This window comes from Thermogutta sp., assembly GCF_039793925.1.
In the GTDB taxonomy this organism is placed as follows: domain Bacteria; phylum Planctomycetota; class Planctomycetia; order Pirellulales; family Thermoguttaceae; genus Thermogutta.
Map to the genome: position 1 here is coordinate 4,548 of NZ_JBAMME010000238.1, position 19,928 is coordinate 24,475.

A 19,928-nucleotide genomic window follows, 5' to 3' on the forward strand; every position below is an offset into this window, starting at 1 on the left:
AATTTGATGTTTCAAGTCGCGGAGCAACAGTGGGGCCACGCTCACGGGGCCTCCATCTCCTCACGTTCCGCATATGGCCCAGGTACTAGCGGCTTCTGGGAAGAACTATCCTGGCACGGCCAGGTGATTCGTTTGGGGTTTTATCCGACGGACATTCGGGCTGATATCCTTCATGAGTGGCTTCCGTGGTTTACAGTACTTCTGGGAGTTCTGGGGACCGGTGTGGCTGTTCTGGTGGTAACTCAGTTCGATCGGCTGCGCATCCGCTTTGCACGCGTCCAACAGCGTTTGGTTGGCCTCCTGAACAACGCGGAGCGTCGCTATCAAAAGGTCTTTGAGCACGTGCACTACCCCCTCTTGATTGTCGATCAAAAGCTGAGAATCCAGGAATGCAACCCCGCCGCAGTAACGTTCTTGGGCCAGTCGGTGGTGGGCCGATCATTGTGTGACTTTTGTCCTGCAGCATGCGGTCCGGAAGAAAAACCCTCCCGTTGCCGCTGGCTGAAGACTTCTTCCGGAGATAACGAGTCCTGGTTGATCGAAACGTCCGTCCAATTGAGCGGGGAGCAAACCCGCGAAGTTGTGGGGTTGGTCTCACGCATGGACTTGGCGCAGGGGACCAGCTATGTGATCTCTCTTCTCGACATGACCCAACAGAAGGCCGTCCAGCGCCAGCTCGAAGAGAACGCGCGGTCTCTTCAAGCCGCCAATATCCGGCTTCGCGCGTATTCTCAGGAAATTGAGAATTCGGCTCGGGCAAAAATCACCTTCCTCGCCAGCATGAGCCATGAAATCCGCACGCCGTTGAGCGCCATTCTTGGCTACACGCGGCTTCTCAGCGAGGAGATTCGCCGCTGCTTTTCGGCTAGCTGTTCGGACGACAGTCGCGGGCAGGATGCGACTGCCATTGCGGAAAGCACTTCCTCGGCCGCGGAGCAACCGTCTCCGCAGCCCGACCCGCTCATTTTGGAAGCCACCGAAGGTCTCGTCCGCAACTCAGAGCATCTTCTGGATATGATCAACACGATCCTCGATTTCTCCAAGCTGGAATCAGGTCGGATGGAAGTGGAGCACATTCCCACAAATCCGATTGCAATTGCGCAGGACGTGGTGCACATGCTGGCCGGGAAAGCACGTGAAAAAAATCTCCGCCTGGACCTGGAAGTCAAAGGCCTTATTCCGCAGACGATTCAGAGCGACCCTACACGGTTGCGGCAGATTCTGGTCAACCTTACGGACAACGCGATCAAATTCACGCGCGAGGGTCGCGTGTGGATCGAAATCGAACTCGACCGAACGCCTGTCGATCGCCCCCTCTTAGAATTTCGCGTTTGCGACACAGGTGTGGGAATGTCCCCCGACCAGATCGGCCGCCTCTTCCAACCGTTTCGGCAGGGTAAACCTGGAACCTACCGCCAATACGGTGGCACCGGCCTGGGACTGCTCATCAGTCGCCGGTTAGCGCGGTTGCTCGGGGGAGATATCTCGGTGGAAAGCACGCCAGGAAAAGGCACAGTCTTTCACGTTCGGGTGGCCACCGGCTCGCTGGAGAACGTACCCCTGGTCGACGGCCAGGATCTGGTCAAAGAAGGAATCACCGTCCGGAACCAACTCATGCGAACGAAACAGGAAGGGGTGTTGGGCTTGCAAGCATTGCGGAGCTCCCGAGCCCTTCCCGGTCCGTTGAGAGGCCGCGTGCTCGTCGCGGAAGACTTTCTGGATAATCGACGGCTCGTGCAGCGGATTTTGCAAAAGGCCGGCCTCAGTGTCACAGCCGTTGACAATGGCCGAGATGCCATTGCCCAGTACCACCAGGCCCGCCATCGCCACCGACCTTTCGACCTCATCCTTATGGACGTGGAAATGCCCGAGATGGACGGAATCACCGCCGTCCGTGAACTGCGCAAAGCTGGATGCACCATCCCCATTCTGGCCCTTACCGCCCACAATGATCCCCGATGCGTGGAACAATTCCTGGAATCAGGGTTTTCAGGGTATGTCCCTAAGCCGGTTCATCGCGAGCAGCTTCTGGAAGCGGTGGCTCAGTTCCTCGGGAAGTCGTATTCCCAATTCAGCGATTCCTCATCAAACTGGAAAGAATCGTGGCAGGTCGAAAAAGGCACAGGTGATTCACGAATCGCTCCAATACCGTCAAACTGCAAAGAACCATGGCAGGTCGAAAAGGCCGTTTCTCACGATTGTCCAAACTTGACAGCTTTTTACTGAAAGAGGGACAGCCAGGAACCCCCGTGGCTGTGTGTGTTCCGCTGCCAGGGGATACTTCCCAACGACAATGGAGCTAGTGCAAGTATCAGAGCAAAAGCTCGGAACTGTGGCGAGTTAAAAAGGGAGTGAACCACAGCAATCGGTGTAAGGAGGTACGATGTCGCTCGTCAAACGCATCCTAGTTACAGGCGGAGCCGGTTTTCTCGGTTCCCATCTGTGCGAACGTTTGGTGGAAATGGGCCATGACGTGATCTGTCTGGACAATTTCTTCACCAGTCAGAAATCCAACGTCGCCCATTTACTCAACAAGCCCAATTTCGAGCTCATTCGTCACGACATCACGCTGCCCATTTGGCTGGAAGTAGATGAGATTTATAACCTCGCGTGTCCAGCAGCTCCTGGGCATTATCAGTACAACCCCATCAAGACGATGAAGACCTCCCTAATGGGGGCCATCAATGTTTTGGGGATGGCCAAACGATGTCGCGCCAAAGTCCTTCAGGCTTCCACCAGCGAAGTCTATGGAGACCCAGAAGTCCATCCGCAACCGGAAAGTTACCGTGGAGCGGTCAACCCAATCGGACCCCGCGCCTGCTATGACGAGGGTAAACGGGCGGCGGAGACGCTCTTCATGGATTACCACCGCATGAACAAGGTGAACATCCGCATTGTCCGGATATTCAACACGTATGGTCCACGGATGCACCCCTATGACGGCCGTGTGGTGTCCAACTTCATTCGCCAAGCGCTGTGCGGCGAAGACATCACCGTCTACGGAGACGGCTCACAAACGCGATCCTTCTGCTATCGCGACGATATGGTGGAAGGCATTATCCGGATGATGGAGAATCCGGAAGATTTCACCGGCCCGGTCAATCTCGGCAATCCCGAAGAGTTCACCATTCTGGAACTGGCCAAACTCGTCATCGAGCTCACCGGCTCCAAATCCAAAATCGTTTTCCGACCATTGCCCGCCGATGATCCCGTTCGGCGTCGTCCGGATATCACCCTGGCCAAACAGAAACTTGGGTGGGAACCCCGAACCCCACTCCGCGAGGGCCTCATGCGGACGATCGAGTGGTTCCGCTCGATTGACCTTTCACAATACCGTCCGCCCACCCCGTGCTACGAACAGTAACCTCCTTTCACAGCAAAAAAAGGCAACGTACCCGGCCATTTGCTGGCCTTTTCCGGCCCTGGACGACGACACGCGGTCTCCGATACCAGAGCAGCGAACTCACTCGGCCGCCTCAGGATTTTTGCGAGTCCCGCCCGGTCCAACAATCTCGGACGGCACGGGTGGAGCGGTGAAGATGATTTCGCGGGGCACTCGGTAATCCGGCCAACGGACATTCGGTTCTCCCGTGCTGGTGTCCCGCGTCGGTGAAAGCGGATCAGAACTCATGCGGATCGGCCATGGTTCCCCCTGCTCCGGCGGAAATCCCCACACTTGCGGGTTGCCCTCTGCAGGAACTTTTCCCTCCGAGTGTGTTTTGTCATCACTGCCCACCGCCTGCCTCTCCGTGTTTGTGCCAGAAGTTTGGGAACGCTCCCGCGAGCACCCCGCCGCAAGTGCTATCGCCGTGATGATGAGAACGAGCAAAGCCGCAAGTGATGCAACACCGCCTTTCGCCTGGATTGCCCACAACAAATTCCGGAAGGACATTGGACATCGCAAGATTTGTTCTCCTCACAGGTCCCGTGATCACCATTTATTCCTGAGAGCCGAATCAGCGGGGGTTGGCGCTCCATTTGGACCAGCTTCACAGACTGGGCTGCCAGATTCCGAGCGGGAACCATTGTCAAGCGCCACAATTTTCGTTTCGATCGCATCCATTTTACCCCACGAGCAGCCACACTCCGCCGATGCCCCCCAGCATGAGGGCTACCATGTCGAATGTGTTTTGGGACATTAGTCGGAACACCCACCGTCCCAACCCCACACCCACCAGCGTCATGGGGACGGTAAAGGTGGCAAAATGCATGGTCTCGGGGGTGATCATCCCTTCTACCGCCAAGGGCGCAATTTTCAAAAGATTGACCGTAAAAAAGAACACAGCGGTGGTTCCCATGAACTTGTCCTTGGGGAGATTCTGACTGAGGAGGTACATGGTCATAACAGGTCCGGCGGCATTTCCCACCATCGTCGCAAAGCCCGCTAGAATGCCTGTTAGCCACACGTACCACCACTTCTGGCCATAGTGTCCGTCCGCGGATGCCCGGCGATAAACCTCCAGAACGAACATGGCCACGACAAGCACTCCCAGGATCGGTCGAAGCGCGTTTCCCCGCACATAATGCAAAAGCACAACTCCCCCCATCAACCCCAGGGCCACAGAGGGAAACAATTTGATCAGTCGATCCCAGGCCGTGTATTTCGCATAGAGATACACGGCGAACAGGTCACCCACAAGCAAAACCGGCACGAGTGCTCCAACGGAAAGTGCCGCGTCTTCATGATAAGCCTGGGCCATCAGCACCACGGCGAGAATGGAAGCCCCCGGCACGCCTGTCTTGGAAAATCCCATGCAGACAGCCGACAGACCTCCCCACACCAGTCGTGCAACCCCCCCGGACATCCGCCACTCCCCATTCTCGGGTTATTTTTGTGCCATGGCCTCGGCCAGGATTCGGGCCGTGCTTTCCCGCATGATGCGTGGATCGACAGGGCGCCCTTCACGGAGTGCTGCCCGAATCTCCTTCCCGGAGATCGAGACAGGCTTCTCGTTGGGGTGATTCTCCATCAGATCGACCCGTCCCACCGACTCATAGTAAGCCGCAAACCCCACGCACAGCGGCTTAATCTTGAGATCACCTCGCAAACGTTTGAAGATTTCCTGGGCATCGAAATCGCCCCAGATGGGGGTTCCATCGTGGTACGGGGCATCGGCGTGCTTGCGCCCAATGATGATGTCCGTGAATCCAAAATTCTGCCGGTAAATGGCGTGCATCACCGCTTCTTTGGGACCGGCGTAGAACATCTTGATGTCCAGGCCCACCAGAATCACGCGGTCGGGGACGGATTCTCCCCGCGGCCCCCAGAGAGTCGGGTCACTATCGCCATCTCCGAGGGCACGCTGCTCGATGAGCGCTTCGTACGTCCGCATGCGAACGTCGGCAGGCACGTCGTCCCCTTTGGTTTCGCCGATCAACGGATTGAGACATGCCCCCGCGTTGTAACCCTGCCGAAGCAAAGTCTCCAACCCATACACGAGGGCATACTCATGGGCTCGATGGAGTGGGTTGCGGGTTTGAAAAGCCACCACACGCTCCCAACCCTTTTGCCGAATCAGCTCCCGCACTTCCTTCGGACGCAGAACATACTTGCCGAACCGGGGATGCTTCGGCTGCGGCAACACCTGAATTTTTCCGCCGATGAGATAATCTTTCTCCCCATCCACCTTCAGCACCATATCGCCGCCGGGATGGTCGAACCGCTCGGTCAGATACACCCGCGTCAGGTACTTTCGTTTATCCCACGGAAAGACATCGTGAAGCTCGAGCGTGGCGACAATCTCTCCCCGGGAGTTCACCAAAGCAACTTTCTCCCCTGGGCTCAACTGCTTGGCGAGTTCGGCCGTCACCGGAAAAGCCAAGGGAATGGTCCAGGCGTACAGCCGCCCGTTGTACTCGATGACCTCCTCCTCCAGAACTCGATCGTAAACCTCGCGATCCATCGGTCCAGTGAGCGGACTGAGGGCCCCATCCCCAAAACGATACACAGTGGAGAGGTCAGCGTCCGAGACCGGGATTTTCTTGAGCCGCCCGGCTTCAGCCAGAAAATCCTCCCGCGCTTCCTCAGGAACAGTCAAATCGAGCGGCTCCGGAAGATCGCCATGGGCGGGAATCAAATCTTTCGTCATAACCCTTTGATCCTCAAACAAAACGAACAATTACCGTGGCGTCGGAATCGCCCCTCAGAAAAAGAACTCGGGGCGCAGAGCAAATTCCCGTTCGCCCATTCTCCACGGAAGCTCGGAAAGAACCGCGGCTCAGAGCCGGGGCAACCGTGCCCCTCACGCCCTCGTCTGCACAGATTGCAAGGGTTCAGGAAAGGTTGTGCAGCTGGCTCAAACGGCCAGTGCCTCGGCCTGCTCAGGCTGGCTCGACGGTTCAGCGGATGTCGATTCCGGCTGACCAACTGCCGCTTCCTGACGCTTTTCGGGCAGCGCACTGCCAGGGTTGATCTCTTTGATCCGCACCCGAAGGTACAACTGCCGATGTCCTTTGCGACGACGATAATTCTTCCGCCGCCGGAACTTCTGAATGTAGATCTTGGGGCCGAGAAGGGTCTCCTGCACTTCCGCCACCACGTAGGCTGAATCGATAGTCGGCCGACCAAGGAGGAATGTCGAACCATCGCGAATGGCCAGCACCCGTTCGAAGCGGATCTCTTTAGGAGCAAACTCGGCGCCGTCTTTAGACTTTTCAGCGCTCAAGCGATAGTCCACGTCGAGCACCTGGCCAACCTCTACCTTGTACTGTCGTCCGCCGTCCTGAATGATCGCGTACATCTCGCACAACCTCGCTGTCGTTGGAATAATGCCCTGCCTCGGAGTCGCCTCAAAAGGGTTGCCCCGAAATCCTCAAATCATGCCATGGCGGGTCCAAATGTTCTCGCCCACCGATTTCGCACTTTCTTTTTGGACCACCCTCACTTTTTTGCTCACCACCAGCCTCCGGCGGGTAAACCCTCATTAAACCCGCAGTTCCCCAGCTTATCAAGGGCATGTTGGCGGGCAGGCTCGTCGCGCCCGAAAAGAACCAATGAAACCAAGCCCCCTTTAGCCGCCCACTCTTCGTTGAAGCGGCTGAGGTTCAATGAACCACTCGTCGAGGTAATGCCGAAGTGTCAAGTATGGGTGGTAGAGCAGCATCCACGGCCCAGAAAATCGCATCACTTGCCGCACCCGTTCCCGCATGTCAGGCTTATAGCAGTGGACAGGACACCGCGCACAGGTGGTCTTATTCTCCCCAAAGGGACATTTATCGAGCCGGCACACGGCGTACGCGAAGAGCTCCTGGCACTCGCGACACAAAGTCCTCTGGCCGTGCTTCTTTCGACAGAAAATGCGAATCATTGCCTCGATCGTGCGTCGCTCCCGCTCGATCCGGCGAGATCTTCTCGCCGCAATTTGTTCCTTTTCCTCACGCATAGGCCCCTCGCACCTCGCGGTTTAGAACGGCCAGATCGGTACGGAATATCCGGCCTTAACATCTGGGAGAGTTTTTTCTGCTGCACACGCCGCCAGCGCCGACAACAAAGCGTAGCGACAATTATATCAGTTGATTCTAGCATATATGTACGCTATTGCGATTTCAATAGTTCTCGGTAACCTTTGCTCTTTCAAGCGTTTAAAATAGTAGGTGTAGGGGGCAGCGTCGTCCGGATCGCCTTGGCGCAAACTACCGGAGAGGGGGAGATCTGCGACGGAATTTCCAGCTAATAAGGGCAACGCGATCGGCTTTGGAGAGCGCGTTCCGGCTGGTGCCGGAAGCGACCGTGCGGTCCGGAACCTTCCAGATCCGGAGCGACGAGGCTGACCCCGAACTCTCGAACGAGGCGTTGGAAAACCACGGCCCACTTTGAGCAGCAAAACCGCTTCCAGTCGTCAAGCCATCCGATTGAGAGGGAGTCAATTCCAGAACCCGCAACGAAACAGTCACCGCGATAACACACGACCCGGAAAAGAGAAGCCAAGATTTTGACGTAAAAGCAGCGCCAGGCGACGGAAAAAGGAAGAAATCTCTCACCTCTGACGCGTAAAGCGCGAGTCCAGCTTGACTGGGAGATGTGTTTCCCACCTGCAGAAGAAACAACGAGGGCTAGGGTAAGGTAAACGGAAGCTGACCATTTGCCGGGCGGCGGTTCGGCATCGCTATTTTGGGGGGAGTACGAATCATGATACGAAATTCCGTATCTGCCACCAGTCATCCCCGGCGGGGTTGGGTTGTCAAAGGTCCCCTGGTTGTCCTCGGCCTCCTAATGATAGGTGTTCCCCTTGTTTGGTCTTTCCTGCCCCGAGCGCTTTGGCACGGAAACCACGACAGGCCGTTGACCACCAAAGTCATCCGCGGCGACTTTATCAATGAAGTCACGGAGCGCGGCGACGTGGAGAGCGCCAGCAACGTGGAAGTCCGCTGCGAAGTGGAAAGCCAGGGCAGTGGGGTGATGATCATCCGTATCGTCCCCGAGGGAACCTATGTTCAGCCTGGCGATTTTCTGGTGGAACTCGATTCCTCGGCTCTTCGTGACCAGTACGTTCAGCAGCAGATTAAGGTAGCCAACGAGCAGGCTTTGCTCATTCAAGCGCAGCGGGCACTGGATACGGCGTTGATCGCCAAGCAGGAGTATCTCGAAGGTCAGTATCGGCAACAGTTGCTCGAGATCCAGATTGAAAACTTCATTGCCGAGGAGAACCGACGCCGCGCGGAAGACTATCTCAAATACAGTCAGAGCCTCGCTCAGAAAGGGTACATTACCCAGGCACAATTGGAGGCCGACCAATTCGCCCTTAACAAGGCCATCAAAGAGTTAGAGTCCGCTCGCACCAAGCTCGATGTTCTGGAGCGTTTCACGAAGGTGAAATCGCTCAAGCAGCTCGATGCGGACATCGAGACGGCCCGGGCCAAGTTGGAAGCCCAGCAGCATTCCTACGAGCTTCAGGTCCAGGAACTCAAGAAGATCGAGGAGCAGATCAAGAAATGCGTCATCACCGCTCCTGTGGCGGGACAAGTCGTTTACGCCAATCAGGTCGGTGTGCGGGGTCAAACAGATGTCATCATCCAGGAAGGTGTCCGCGTCAGGCAGTATCAGACGATCATCCGGCTCCCTGATCCCAAACGAATGCAGGTGAAAACGAAAGTCAACGAGTCGAAGATCGGTCTGGTGCGGGTAGGGCTGCCGGCCAAGATTCGCGTGGATGCCCTGGCAGGTGTGGAGTTCGATGGCGAGGTGACCGAAGTGGGCGAATACCCGCTGCCCACTTCGTTCTTCAATTCCAACGTCAAGGACTATCAGGTCGTCGTCAAGATCAACAATCCGACCGAAGACCTGCGAAGCGGTTTGACGGCTCAGGTCACCATCCTCGCCCAACGCGAGCCGAATGTGCTGCAGGTTCCGGTGCAATCGGTCTTTGAAGTGGCGGGCGAATTCTACTGCATCACACTCAACCCCGACGGGAGCTTGCAGCCGGTAAAGGTGGAAATCGGTCCCAGCAACGAGAAATTCGTGGTCATTCGCAAGGGGCTCAATGAAAACCAAGAGGTGATCCTCAACGCAGCGGCCTATCGTGAAAAGGTGGGACTGGCGGAAAAGAACGAACCCGTTCTCGCAAGCTGGAGCCGCTCGCAAGGTGAGCAGGCAACCGCTGCGCAGGAGGCCGCAGCCAAAGACGCCGAGGCCAGAAAAATGCGCTTCCCGGCAAGTCCCGACGCGCAAGCTCAGCGGAGTCCTGGTGAAGGCCCAGGTGAAGCGACTTCGGGAGGAGCAGCGGGACGACCTCCCTTTAGTGGAGGACCAGGCGGAGAGGGACCCGGTGGCATGCGGCCGCCTGGCGGCTTCAATCCCGCGATGATCGTGGACCGCATCTTTGAACGAATGGACACCAATAAAGACGGCAAACTTGATCCCTCGGAAATCCCAGAGGATCGGCGGACAGAATTCATGCAGTCCGATACCAACGGCGACGGAGCCATCGACAAGCAAGAACTGCTGGCTGGCTTTGAGAGGATGCGGGCAGCCGGTGGGTTCCCAGGCGGATTCGGTCGTCGTGGCGGACCGGATGGAGGGCCCCCACGGCCTGGTAATGCGGAGGCACAATGAACATCGGCGTTTCCGTTCAGAACGTCACCAAAGATTACTACATGGGGAGCGAAGTCGTCCGCGCCCTACGGGGGGTCTCTTTCGACGTCCCCGAGGGAGATTACGTGGCGATCATGGGGGCGTCCGGCTCCGGGAAGAGTACTTTGCTCAACCTCCTCGGCTGCCTCGACCATCCCACTTCCGGCAAGATCCTGCTGGATGGTGAAAATGTCGCTGAAGCCAGTGATGATCGGCTCGCCGAACTCCGCGCATCAAAGATCGGCTTTGTGTTCCAGTCTTTCAATCTCATTCCCCAGCTCACTGTGCTGGAGAATATCGAGGTGCCCCTCTATTATCAGCGTCGGCTTTCGCCCAAAGAGCGAGCGCGCTGCAAAGAACTGGCGGCAATGGTGGGGCTCGGAGAACGTCTCAATCACAGGCCCACCCAACTGTCCGGCGGTCAGCAGCAGCGGGTGGCCATTGCCCGGGCGCTGGTCAATGACCCCATTTTCATCTTAGCCGACGAACCGACCGGGAACCTCGATTCGGTCACCACCGAGGAGATCATGACCCTCTTCGACGAACTCAACCGTCAGGGAAAGACGATCATTCTTGTGACGCACGAGCCGGATGTGGGGCGACGTGCCAGAAGGATTATTCGCCTTCGAGACGGAAAAATCGAATCCATCACGGATAATCCCACCAGTAGGTCCCTCCGGATGGATACCGTAACCAATTAAACCACAGCGTTGAGCATATAAAGGTTTCATCGATGGCAAATGACGATAACATCTGCCGATAAACAGCCATGCTTGTTCTCTGGATTCGCACATTCCAACTGGGCGTCAAGAGCCTGATGCTTCACCCCTTGCGGTCCCTGCTGACCGTGCTGGGGATCTTCATCGGCGTGGCGAGCGTGATCTGGCTGCTGGCTATCGGGGAAGGTATCAGTCGCAAGGCCCAGGAGCAAATCGAAAGTCTGGGGGCGACCAACATCATCATTCGGTCCATTAAGCCGCCATCCGAGCAGATTCAGAGCTCGGGTCTGCTCCTCCAATACGGGATCACGCGGGCGGATTATGAACGGCTGGTCAGCACAATCCCCACCATCACCCGTGCCGTCCGAATTCGCGAACTGCGGCAGCGTTTCAGCTACGGCGGGCGGATGGTCGATGGACGGCTGGTGGGCTGCACGCCTGAGTATAAGGACATCGTCCGGCTGGAAATAGACCGCGGCCGATTTATCGAGGACGCCGATCTGGAAGACCTCAAAAATTACTGTGTTCTGGCGGCGGGAACGGCCGAACGGTTGTTCCCTTTTGAAGATCCTATCGGGAAGGTCATCCGGATCGAAGAGCAATACTACGTGGTTGTGGGAGTGTGCAAACCAAAAATGCCGTCCGCTGGCATTGGTGGTTCGTTTGCCGCCCAGGACTTCTCCAGCGACGTATACATTCCCATCACGACACTGTGGTGGCGTATTGGGGACGTCATTTTCACGCGGCGGGCGGGGTCCCTGGAAGCGGAGCAGGTGGAGCTGAGCCAAATCACCCTCCAGGTCGATAAAACAGAAAACGTCATTTCCACAGCCGATGTCGTGAAGGCCACTCTTGCCCGCTACCATCCCACAGAAGACTACGGCGTCACCGTCCCGTTGGAACTTCTCGAGCAGGCCCGGATCACCCGGATGATGTTCATGATCTTCATGGGGCTGATCGCGGGCATTTCGCTGGTGGTCGGTGGGATTGGCATCATGAACATCATGCTTGCGACCGTCACCGAGAGGACCCGCGAAATCGGTATCCGGCGTGCCCTGGGCGCCAAGCGCCGGGATATCATTCGCCAATTCCTGGTGGAAACGGTCGTGCTCTCCACCCTCGGCGGGATCACGGGCATCCTCGTCGGTTTCACCTGCCCGCTGCTCAGCGAGGCCATTATGGGCGCACTCCAGATTCTGATGCCACGGGTTTACGGCTCACTTCCGGAGATTGTCCGGACCATGCGACCGGTGATCGTTCCCAGTTCCGTTCCCCTGGCTTTCGGAATTGCGGTGGCGGTGGGCATCATTTTCGGTCTCTACCCCGCCCGGCGGGCTGCCAATATGGACCCGATCGAGGCCCTCCGGCATGAATAATCGGGCCACAGTTTCCTCTCGCCGAAATTCCTGGTTCTCAGTCAGGGCTCGCCGAACACTTTTCCAGCGGCAACAATAACATAAGAGAGAAACTACCTGGTCGCCGAGCGCAATTCCCGTAATGTGGAGAGTGCAAATCCGAGGTTTATGGCTCATCTGGCTGTGTCGGGGATCTTTCAATACGAATGGTGAAGACAATGAGCGTTATCGATGGTCAAAAGCCCATCTTTCGCAGTGAGCAGCCGGTCGTTCGACGGCGAACCCGGATCGGCTTCCGGCCGACTGATGATTACAAGGTCATTCAGGCTCAGGCCGTGCTCAGCCTGGTGCTGGGTGTGCTTTCGATTTTTTGCTTTTTCACAGTGTACTTGTTCTGGATCCCGCTGGGCGGTTTGATTTTTGGCTGGATTGCCCGGAAAGAAATCGCCAAATCTCCCAAAGAACGGCTGGGCCTGGGAATGGCCCAAACAGGCATGGTCCTTTCCCTCGTTTTCGGTGTGTTGGGATGCGGCTGGGTGATGTACACGTACCTGGCGGAGGCTCCGCCTGGTTATAAACTGATCACGTTTGCGGAACTTCAACCCGATCCCAGCGAACCCAAGCTCATCCCGCAGTTTGCGCGCGATCTAGAAGAGAAAAAAGTGTTCGTTTGGGGATATATGGTGCCGGGCGACAAACAGTACGGCATCACAGACTTCGTGCTCGTGGAACAGCTTTCTCACTGCCAGTTTTGCCAGTCCCAGCTTCGGCCGACCCAGATGATTGAAGTCCACTTCAAAAATGGTCTCTCGGTGGATTATTCCACTAAGCGAATTGGGGTGGGTGGGGTGTTCACGTCTAACCCGGACGTCCTCCAACAGCAGTTCGGTGGCATCGTGTACCGAATCGAAGCCGATACCGTCCGCTGAAAGAAGCGCGGGTCGGCCACTGGTGAGAGACCTGCTCGGGGGGCTAGAATACACAAAGGGTGTTCCTGTGCGCGGTCGCCCCCACGTTTTCATACTGGTGCGACGGCGCACAGCCAACGAGCAAATCCAACTTGCCGCCCGTGACCGGCCTTATGATAGATGCGGCCACCACGCACTCTGCTGGTCGTGTGCCCGGCCGGGCACGCGGGCGGACTCGGTTGGAGCACATTTGGAGAGACAACCTGGAGGGGACTGATGCCAGTCCAGATGCAACTTGCCCGAATTGTCCTCAGCGACATCGCAGAAGAGCAAATCATTTATCTCAAAGAGGTTGACGGAGACCGGGCATTTCCCATTGTCATCGGCGTCTTCGAAGCCCAGAGCATTTATCGAGCGGTGAGGAATGTCGTGCTTCCACGGCCGATGACGCACGATCTTATCATCAATATCCTGCAAGAGCTTTCCATCGAGCCGCAGGACGTGCTGATCAGCGAACTTCGTGAACACACATACTTTGCGCGCCTCCGGTTTCGACAGAACGGCTCGCTCGTGGAGGTCGATGCCCGTCCATCGGATGCCATCGCCATAGCCGTACGATGGAAACCTCCCCTGCCCATTTATGTCGCAGAAGAGGTGCTCAGCGAGGCCCTCGATCAATGACCGCTCGGGCAGTCTGGACGCCCAGCCCCTAATAGCGTCTGACTCTGAACGCCTCTGAGCAAAGGTGGGTAAGATTCAGCGTGCCGTGGCAACCGACAGCACCGTTTCCCGGGGCAAGGACGGTTCTGTGCACAGCCATTCATGAATTGCTCGGGCAGCTTCCCGTCCCTGGTTAATGGCATGCACCACCAGTGACGCTCCCTTGACGGCATCACCCGCCGCAAATACGCCGGGTACCGAAGTCATCCATTTCTTAACGACCACATTGCCCCGCTGGTCGAGCTGAAGGCCAAATTGCTGCACGAGCCCATCATGCTCGACGTGTAAAAAGCCCATGGCGAGGAGCACGAGGTCTGCGGGGACCGTGAAGTCCGTGCCGGGTTTTTCCCGCATTTCCCAGCCTTTCGGCCCGCGGATCCATTCCACCTCACAGGCGTGAAGATGCGTAACGTGACCGTCTTTAACACTCAAGGCTTTGGTGAGGACGCTCCAGCGGCGGACGCATCCTTCTTCGTGAGAGGTGGAAGTCCGCATGATCCGCGGCCAGAGTGGCCAGGGGGTTTCCGGATTTTTGCCCTCGGGCGGTTTGGGAAGAATTTCGATTTGCAGAACCGACTTGGCCCCCTGGCGGATGGCCGTACCCACACAGTCGCTCCCGGTATCCCCACCACCGATGACGACCACGTGCTTGTCTTTGGCGTAGATGGCCTCTGGACCAGTGGTGGGAACAGGATCGCCCGCGATTCGGCGATTTTGCTGGGTGAGGTAGTCCATCGCGAAGTGGACCCCTTTTGCATCCGCACCGGGAACTGTCAGCGGTCGTGGCTTGCCGGCGCCCATTGCCAAGAGGATCGCGTGGAAACTTCGTCGTAATTCGTCGGCCGTGATGTCCCGCCCCACCCAGACGTTCGGCTCGAAATGCACTCCCTCAGCCACCATTTGCTCCAGACGTCGGTCGATGATGTGCTTTTCCAACTTGAAATCGGGAATTCCATAGCGGAGCAAACCGCCAATTCGGTCGGACTTCTCGAACACAATCACCTCGTGCCCAAGACGGCAAAGCTGTTGGGCGGCAGCCAATCCTGCCGGGCCGGAGCCGATGATGGCCACCCGCTTGCCGGTTCGCTGTGCCGGCTTGATGGGACGCACCCATTTCTCGGCAAACGCGCGCTCGGCAATTTGATATTCAATGTGCTTGATCGTCACCGGTTGCGAGTTGATGGAGAGGGTGCAGGCCGCCTCACACGGGGCAGGACACACACGCCCGGTGATCTCGGGAAAGTTGTTCGTGGAATGGAGGTTATCGGCTGCCTCCCGCCACTTTCCGCGATACACCAGATCATTGAACTCCGGGATCCGATTTTTGACAGGACAGCCCGACATATGGCAGAAGGGTATGCCACAGTCCATGCAGCGTGCCGCCTGCTCGTTGAGAATCCGTTCGGCAAGTGGCAGATCGATCTCCCGCCAATCGTGGATTCTTTCCTCCACAGGCCGGTGACCCACGTCCACCCGCGGATATTTCAAAAAACCGGTTGGATTACCCACTGAACACCTCCTCTGTTGCCGGCGTTTGATCTGCCCGAACCTGTTCCTGCTCTCTCATCCTTTCCAGCGCTGCCCGGTACTCGATGGGCATCACCTTAACGAATTTGCCCACTGCTTCCGGCCACTGATCCAGGAGCCGTTTGGCCTGGGCGCTCCCTGTCCAAACGTAGTGCCGCTCGATGAGGTTACGGAGCAGCTTCTGATCCTCCGGTTGCCAGACCGACTCCAAATCCACCATGTCGAGATTGCAGAGGGTGTCGAACAGTTGATGCTCGTCGAGGACGTAGGCCACGCCTCCACTCATACCGGCGGCGAAGTTTCGGCCAGTCCGTCCCAGCACGACCACAATTCCGCCGGTCATGTACTCGCAGCCGTGGTCACCGACGCCTTCCACCACGGCCACGGCACCACTGTTACGGACGGCGAAACGCTCGCCCGCCAGCCCATTGATGAACACCTCGCCAGACGTCGCTCCGTACAGAAGCGTGTTTCCCACGATGACGTTTTCCGTAGGATCAAAGGGACTTCCTGGGGGAGTACGCACGACGATCCGACCACCAGAGAGTCCCTTTCCGAGATAGTCATTCGCGTCGCCGATGAGCTCCAAAGTGATGCCCGGTGCCAGAAAGGCCCCGAAACTTTGGCCAGCGGAACCGCGGAAAACGAGGTGAATGGTGCTGTCGGGCAAGCCAGCGCTGCCGTATTTCTTAGTCACGTAATAACTGATGGTGGTCCCCACGGCACGGTGGATATTGCGAATCGGCATCTCCAGGACCACCGGCTTTTTTTCTTCCAGAGCACTCTGAATCTGCGGCAAAATCTGCCGGTCGAGATGATCCAGATGCTTGTTGGTCTGGGGACGGATGCGCCGCAGGGGCACATCGGGGAAGCCCGGGGGCGGTGTCAGGAGAGCGGAAAAATCCAGCCCCTTGGCCTTCCAGTGGTTGAGAGCTCGCTGCACCTTCAGCCGATCCACCCGACCGACCATCTCGTCAAACCGCCGGAAGCCGAGCTTGGCCATCCAGTGGCGAACTTCCTCAGCGACGAACAGCAGATATCTGATGAGATATTCTGCCCGACCGGCAAAACGCTCCCTCAGCTCGGGTTTCTGCGTGGCAATTCCGACCGGACAGGTACCGAGATGGCATTTCCGCATGAGGATGCAGCCCAGCGAAACAAGCGCCGCTGTCCCAAAACCAAAGCGTTCTGCACCCAATAAAGCCCCGATGACCACGTCGCGGCCGGTCCGCATCTGCCCGTCCACCTGCACGAGGATTCGGTCCCGCAAACCGTTGGCGACCAGGGTCTGCTGTGTTTCCGCCAGGCCGATTTCCCAGGGAATCCCTGCATGCTTGATGGAAGACCAAGGACTGGCGCCCGTGCCTCCATCGTGACCACTGATGAGAACCTCATCGGCATTGGCCTTGGCCACACCGGCGGCTACGGTACCGACCCCCACCTCCGCCACCAGTTTCACCGAGACGAGGGCCTCTGGGTTGGCCGCCTTAAGGTCGTAAATCAACTGAGCCAGGTCTTCAATCGAGTAAATGTCGTGGTGCGGCGGAGGCGAAATGAGAGATACGCCCGGCGTAGAGTGACGCAACCGAGCAATTTCTTCCGTGACTTTATGTCCGGGAAGCTGGCCACCCTCTCCCGGCTTGGCACCCTGTGCCATTTTGATCTGCAGCATCTTGGCGTTGGCCAGATACTCAATCGTCACCCCGAATCGGCCGCTGGCCACCTGCTTGATACCGCAGTTCAGCGAATCTCCGTTAGGCAACTGTCGATACCGGCTGGGATCCTCGCCGCCCTCGCCCGTGTTCGCCAAAGCCCCCAATCGGTTCATCGCAATGGCCAGCGTTTCATGAGCCTCCTTGCTAATCGAACCGTGGGACATCGCACCGGTATAAAACCGCTTAACAATCGAGCTGGCAGGCTCTACCTCCTCCAGGGGAACCGGTTCTCCGTATTCAAAGTCGAACAGTCCGCGGAGTGTGCACAGCGCTTCATTCTGTTTGTTCACACGGTCCGCAAATTCCAGATATTTGTTCCAGTCATTGTTCATGACAGCATGCTGGAGGAGGGTGACCGTCTCGGCGTTCCACAGGTGACGTTCCCCATCCAGCCGCTCGTGATACTCACCGCCAAAATCGAGAGGCAACGCCCATGGTTCTCGCGGTCCAAAACCGCTGCGGTGGCGTGCGAGAGCCTCCTCCGCAATGACCTTGAGGTCCACCCCCCCGATTCGCGAAGCCGTGCCGCAGAAGTATTTGTCGACCACCGAGCGATCCAGCCCCACCGCTTCGAACTGCTGGGCAGCGTGGTAACTTCGCAGTGTGGAAATCCCCATCTTGGACATCGTCTTGAGGATGCCCTTCTTCACCGCGTTGATGTACTGATCGATGGCCTCCTCAAGAGTCAAATCGGGCGGCAAGTCTTTATTGCGATAAAGGTGGTAGATCGCTTCGTACGCCAGATAAGGATTGATCGCGTTGGCACCATAACCCAGCAGCAGGCAGAAATGCATAACCTCACGAGGTTCACCGCTTTCGATGACCAGACCGGCTTCACCCCGCAAACCCCGTTGAAGCAGCCCATGGTGAACGGCCGCTGTGGCCAGGAGGCTGGGGATGGCCGCCCAGGCTCCATTCACTCCACGATCGCTGAGAATGAGCAGGGAAGCTCCCTCGTGGATCGCCTTTTCGGCGGAAGCGATCAGGCTTTCCACCGCCTCCCGCAACGCGCCTTCAGGATCATCCGTCTCTGCCGGAAAGAGCATGCTCAGCGTTGCGACCTTCAGATGCGGATGGTTGGCTTCCCTAAGCCGCCGCATGTCGTCGTTCGTCAGAATCGGATGCGGGAGTTTCAATTGCCGGCAGTGTTCCGGCTGCTCATCCAGCAGGTTCCCGTGCTTGCCAGTGAACGTCATCAAAGACATGACCAATCCCTCCCGCAGCGGATCGATCGGAGGATTGGTCACCTGAGCAAACAGTTGCTTGAAGTAGTTAAAGAGCAACTTAGGCTTCTCGGAGAGCACAGGAAGTGCCGCATCATTCCCCATCGATCCGACCGGCTCCTGACCATCCCGGGCCATGGGAGCCAGAATCAACGTGAGGTCCTCACCTGTGTATCCAAAGGCCCGCAATCGCTCGAAAAGCGTGCCCGGATCACCATCCGCATTGGTAGAGGGCAGGAAAAGCCCCCGCAGCTCGATCCGGTTCTGTTCCAACCAGCGCCTGTACGGCCGCTGGCGGCTGAGTTTCCCCTTAACTTCATTGTCGGAGATAATCCGCTGTTCCACGGTGTCCACGAGGAACATTTTACCGGGCTGCAGACGCCCTTTCTGGCGGATCTTTTCCGGCGGGAACTCGATCACGCCCGTCTCGCTCGCCAGAATCACGAGCCCGTCGTCGGTGACGAGATAACGACACGGACGAAGACCGTTGCGGTCGAGCGTGCCGCCAACCAGCCGGCCGTCTGTGAAAACGATCGCCGCCGGACCATCCCATGGTTCCATGATCGCCGCGTGATACTCATAGAACGCGCGTTTGTCGGTGCTGATGTGATACTTGGGCCCAAAGGCCTCGGGAATCATCATCATCAGCGCGTGAGGAGCCGACCGCCCACCACGCACGAGCAACTCCATGCAATTGTCGAACGCTGCAGAGTCGCTCACGCCGGGCTCGATGATCGGGCAGATCTCTTTGATGTCGTCCCCGAAAAGCGGCGAGGACATTCCTTTCTCGTAAGCCGCCAAATGATTGATGTTGCCCCGCAGGGTGTTGATTTCCCCGTTGTGGGCAATCATGCGGAAAGGCTGGGCCAGCTTCCAGCTTGGAAATGTGTTGGTGCTGTACCGCTGGTGGACAATGGCCAGCGCGGAAACCACCCGGGGATCAGAGAGGTCCGGGTAGTAGGCCGCCAACTGCGGCGCCAGGAACATTCCCTTGTATACGATCGTGTAACACGACATCGAGGGGACGTAAAAATCGACCGCCGCATCGCCGAGTTCCCGCCGTATGCGATGCTCTAGTTTCTTCCGTGCGACAAACAAGCGGCGTTCTAACTCCTCCTCGACGAGTCCCGCGCCATCAATGAAGAACTGAAAAATTCGCGGTTCACACGCTCGGGCAATTTCCCCAAGGCAGCTATTGTCACTGGGTACTTCCCGCCGACCAAGAAGTTTCAAGCCCGCCCGGGCAATCTCTGCCTCCAAAATCGCTTCGCAGCGGATGCGAATCGCGTCGTCCCTTGGGAAGAAGACCACCGCCACGCCGTAGTGTTTGGGAGGGGGAAGAGCCACATCATCCCGGGCAAGCTCTTCCTCGAAGAATTCGTGCGGAATCTGAAAGAGGATCCCCGCACCGTCACCGGTCACTTCGTCCGCCACAGACGCACCGCGATGCATCAGATTCAGCAGGATCTGCTTCCCATACTCGATAATCTGATGGTCGCGCCGTCCGGATATATTCACCACCGCCCCAATACCACAGGCGTCATGCTCATATTGGGGATCATAAAGCCCGTACGGTTTGGGGTGCAGCCGATCGAATACCTGCTTCATTGGTCTTAAATCCTGTTTCTACACTGTTGCTCCCTATATCCCATCCCCGCATTGTATGCGGGAGGCTTCAGCTTTCCAAGTTAA

13 protein-coding genes and 1 pseudogene are annotated in these 19,928 nt (G+C 57.4%); 7 read left to right on the forward strand and 7 right to left on the reverse strand.

Annotated elements, in window-relative coordinates:
- The coding region (locus ABJK56_RS10965; RefSeq protein WP_347244711.1) for an ATP-binding protein at nucleotides 1–2,226 on the forward strand (2,226 nt) is incomplete at its 5' end.
- A gap of 157 nt (nucleotides 2,227–2,383) precedes the next feature.
- Nucleotides 2,384–3,364: a UDP-glucuronic acid decarboxylase family protein gene (locus ABJK56_RS10970; protein ID WP_347244712.1), complete on the forward strand. Its 981-nt coding sequence runs from the start codon at nucleotides 2,384–2,386 to the stop codon at nucleotides 3,362–3,364.
- A 99-nt stretch (nucleotides 3,365–3,463) separates the two neighbouring features.
- Here ABJK56_RS10970 and ABJK56_RS10975 read toward each other — a convergent pair whose 3' ends face one another.
- From ABJK56_RS10975 to ABJK56_RS10995, 5 genes and pseudogenes are all read right to left on the reverse strand, one after another.
- Nucleotides 3,464–3,904: a hypothetical protein gene (locus ABJK56_RS10975; protein ID WP_347244713.1), complete on the reverse strand. Its 441-nt coding sequence runs from the start codon at nucleotides 3,902–3,904 to the stop codon at nucleotides 3,464–3,466.
- A gap of 160 nt (nucleotides 3,905–4,064) precedes the next feature.
- Nucleotides 4,065–4,805 (reverse strand): sulfite exporter TauE/SafE family protein, encoded by a 741-nt coding sequence (locus ABJK56_RS10980; protein WP_347244714.1) that lies wholly within the window; start codon nucleotides 4,803–4,805, stop codon nucleotides 4,065–4,067.
- Between the two features lie 21 nt (nucleotides 4,806–4,826).
- A complete protein-coding gene (locus ABJK56_RS10985; RefSeq protein WP_347244715.1) occupies nucleotides 4,827–6,089 on the reverse strand; it encodes a hypothetical protein in 1,263 nt (420 codons plus the stop codon).
- 321 nt (nucleotides 6,090–6,410) lie between these two features.
- A pseudogene (rplU, locus tag ABJK56_RS10990) lies at nucleotides 6,411–6,740 on the reverse strand (50S ribosomal protein L21); the annotation flags it as partial.
- Nucleotides 6,741–7,010: 270 nt separating this feature from the next.
- The gene (locus ABJK56_RS10995) at nucleotides 7,011–7,382 is read right to left on the reverse strand and encodes a nitrous oxide-stimulated promoter family protein (protein ID WP_347244716.1); all 372 of its coding nucleotides are present in this window, start codon (nucleotides 7,380–7,382) and stop codon (nucleotides 7,011–7,013) included.
- Between the two features lie 746 nt (nucleotides 7,383–8,128).
- Between ABJK56_RS10995 and ABJK56_RS11000 the strand changes: the two genes are divergently transcribed.
- The 5 genes from ABJK56_RS11000 to ABJK56_RS11020 all read left to right on the forward strand — a co-directional run bounded on the left by ABJK56_RS11000 (nucleotide 8,129) and on the right by ABJK56_RS11020 (nucleotide 13,732).
- Nucleotides 8,129–10,051, forward strand: a complete 1,923-nt coding sequence (locus ABJK56_RS11000; protein ID WP_347244717.1) for an efflux RND transporter periplasmic adaptor subunit — start codon at nucleotides 8,129–8,131, stop codon at nucleotides 10,049–10,051.
- A complete protein-coding gene (locus tag ABJK56_RS11005; RefSeq protein WP_347244718.1) occupies nucleotides 10,048–10,770 on the forward strand; it encodes an ABC transporter ATP-binding protein in 723 nt (240 codons plus the stop codon). The genes ABJK56_RS11000 and ABJK56_RS11005 overlap by 4 nt, the downstream gene beginning before the upstream one ends.
- Nucleotides 10,771–10,838: 68 nt before the next feature.
- Nucleotides 10,839–12,164, forward strand: a complete 1,326-nt coding sequence (locus tag ABJK56_RS11010; RefSeq protein ID WP_347244719.1) for an ABC transporter permease — start codon at nucleotides 10,839–10,841, stop codon at nucleotides 12,162–12,164.
- A gap of 197 nt (nucleotides 12,165–12,361) precedes the next feature.
- Nucleotides 12,362–13,072 (forward strand): DUF4190 domain-containing protein, encoded by a 711-nt coding sequence (locus tag ABJK56_RS11015; RefSeq protein WP_347244720.1) that lies wholly within the window; start codon nucleotides 12,362–12,364, stop codon nucleotides 13,070–13,072.
- A gap of 255 nt (nucleotides 13,073–13,327) precedes the next feature.
- The gene (locus tag ABJK56_RS11020) at nucleotides 13,328–13,732 is read left to right on the forward strand and encodes a bifunctional nuclease family protein (RefSeq protein ID WP_095413930.1); all 405 of its coding nucleotides are present in this window, start codon (nucleotides 13,328–13,330) and stop codon (nucleotides 13,730–13,732) included.
- Nucleotides 13,733–13,807: 75 nt separating this feature from the next.
- Here ABJK56_RS11020 and ABJK56_RS11025 read toward each other — a convergent pair whose 3' ends face one another.
- Nucleotides 13,808–15,280: a glutamate synthase subunit beta gene (locus ABJK56_RS11025; protein ID WP_347244721.1), complete on the reverse strand. Its 1,473-nt coding sequence runs from the start codon at nucleotides 15,278–15,280 to the stop codon at nucleotides 13,808–13,810.
- Nucleotides 15,273–19,844 (reverse strand): glutamate synthase large subunit, encoded by a 4,572-nt coding sequence (gene gltB, locus ABJK56_RS11030; RefSeq protein ID WP_347244722.1) that lies wholly within the window; start codon nucleotides 19,842–19,844, stop codon nucleotides 15,273–15,275. The genes ABJK56_RS11025 and gltB overlap by 8 nt, the downstream gene beginning before the upstream one ends.
- Between the last annotated feature and the right edge of the window lie 84 nt (nucleotides 19,845–19,928).

What these genes read in the sequence shown, in the direction of transcription:
- ABJK56_RS10970 (WP_347244712.1), top strand. Translation starts at nt 2,384, where the DNA reads ATGTCGCTCGTCAAACGCATCCTAGTTACAGGCGGAGCCGGTTTTCTC.
- ABJK56_RS10980 (WP_347244714.1), bottom strand. Translation starts at nt 4,805, where the DNA reads ATGTCCGGGGGGGTTGCACGACTGGTGTGGGGAGGTCTGTCGGCTGTC.
- ABJK56_RS10985 (WP_347244715.1), bottom strand. Translation starts at nt 6,089, where the DNA reads ATGACGAAAGATTTGATTCCCGCCCATGGCGATCTTCCGGAGCCGCTC.
- ABJK56_RS10995 (WP_347244716.1), bottom strand. Translation starts at nt 7,382, where the DNA reads ATGCGTGAGGAAAAGGAACAAATTGCGGCGAGAAGATCTCGCCGGATC.
- ABJK56_RS11000 (WP_347244717.1), top strand. Translation starts at nt 8,129, where the DNA reads ATGATACGAAATTCCGTATCTGCCACCAGTCATCCCCGGCGGGGTTGG.
- ABJK56_RS11005 (WP_347244718.1), top strand. Translation starts at nt 10,048, where the DNA reads ATGAACATCGGCGTTTCCGTTCAGAACGTCACCAAAGATTACTACATG.
- ABJK56_RS11010 (WP_347244719.1), top strand. Translation starts at nt 10,839, where the DNA reads ATGCTTGTTCTCTGGATTCGCACATTCCAACTGGGCGTCAAGAGCCTG.
- ABJK56_RS11015 (WP_347244720.1), top strand. Translation starts at nt 12,362, where the DNA reads ATGAGCGTTATCGATGGTCAAAAGCCCATCTTTCGCAGTGAGCAGCCG.
- ABJK56_RS11020 (WP_095413930.1), top strand. Translation starts at nt 13,328, where the DNA reads ATGCCAGTCCAGATGCAACTTGCCCGAATTGTCCTCAGCGACATCGCA.
- gltB (WP_347244722.1), bottom strand. Translation starts at nt 19,844, where the DNA reads ATGAAGCAGGTATTCGATCGGCTGCACCCCAAACCGTACGGGCTTTAT.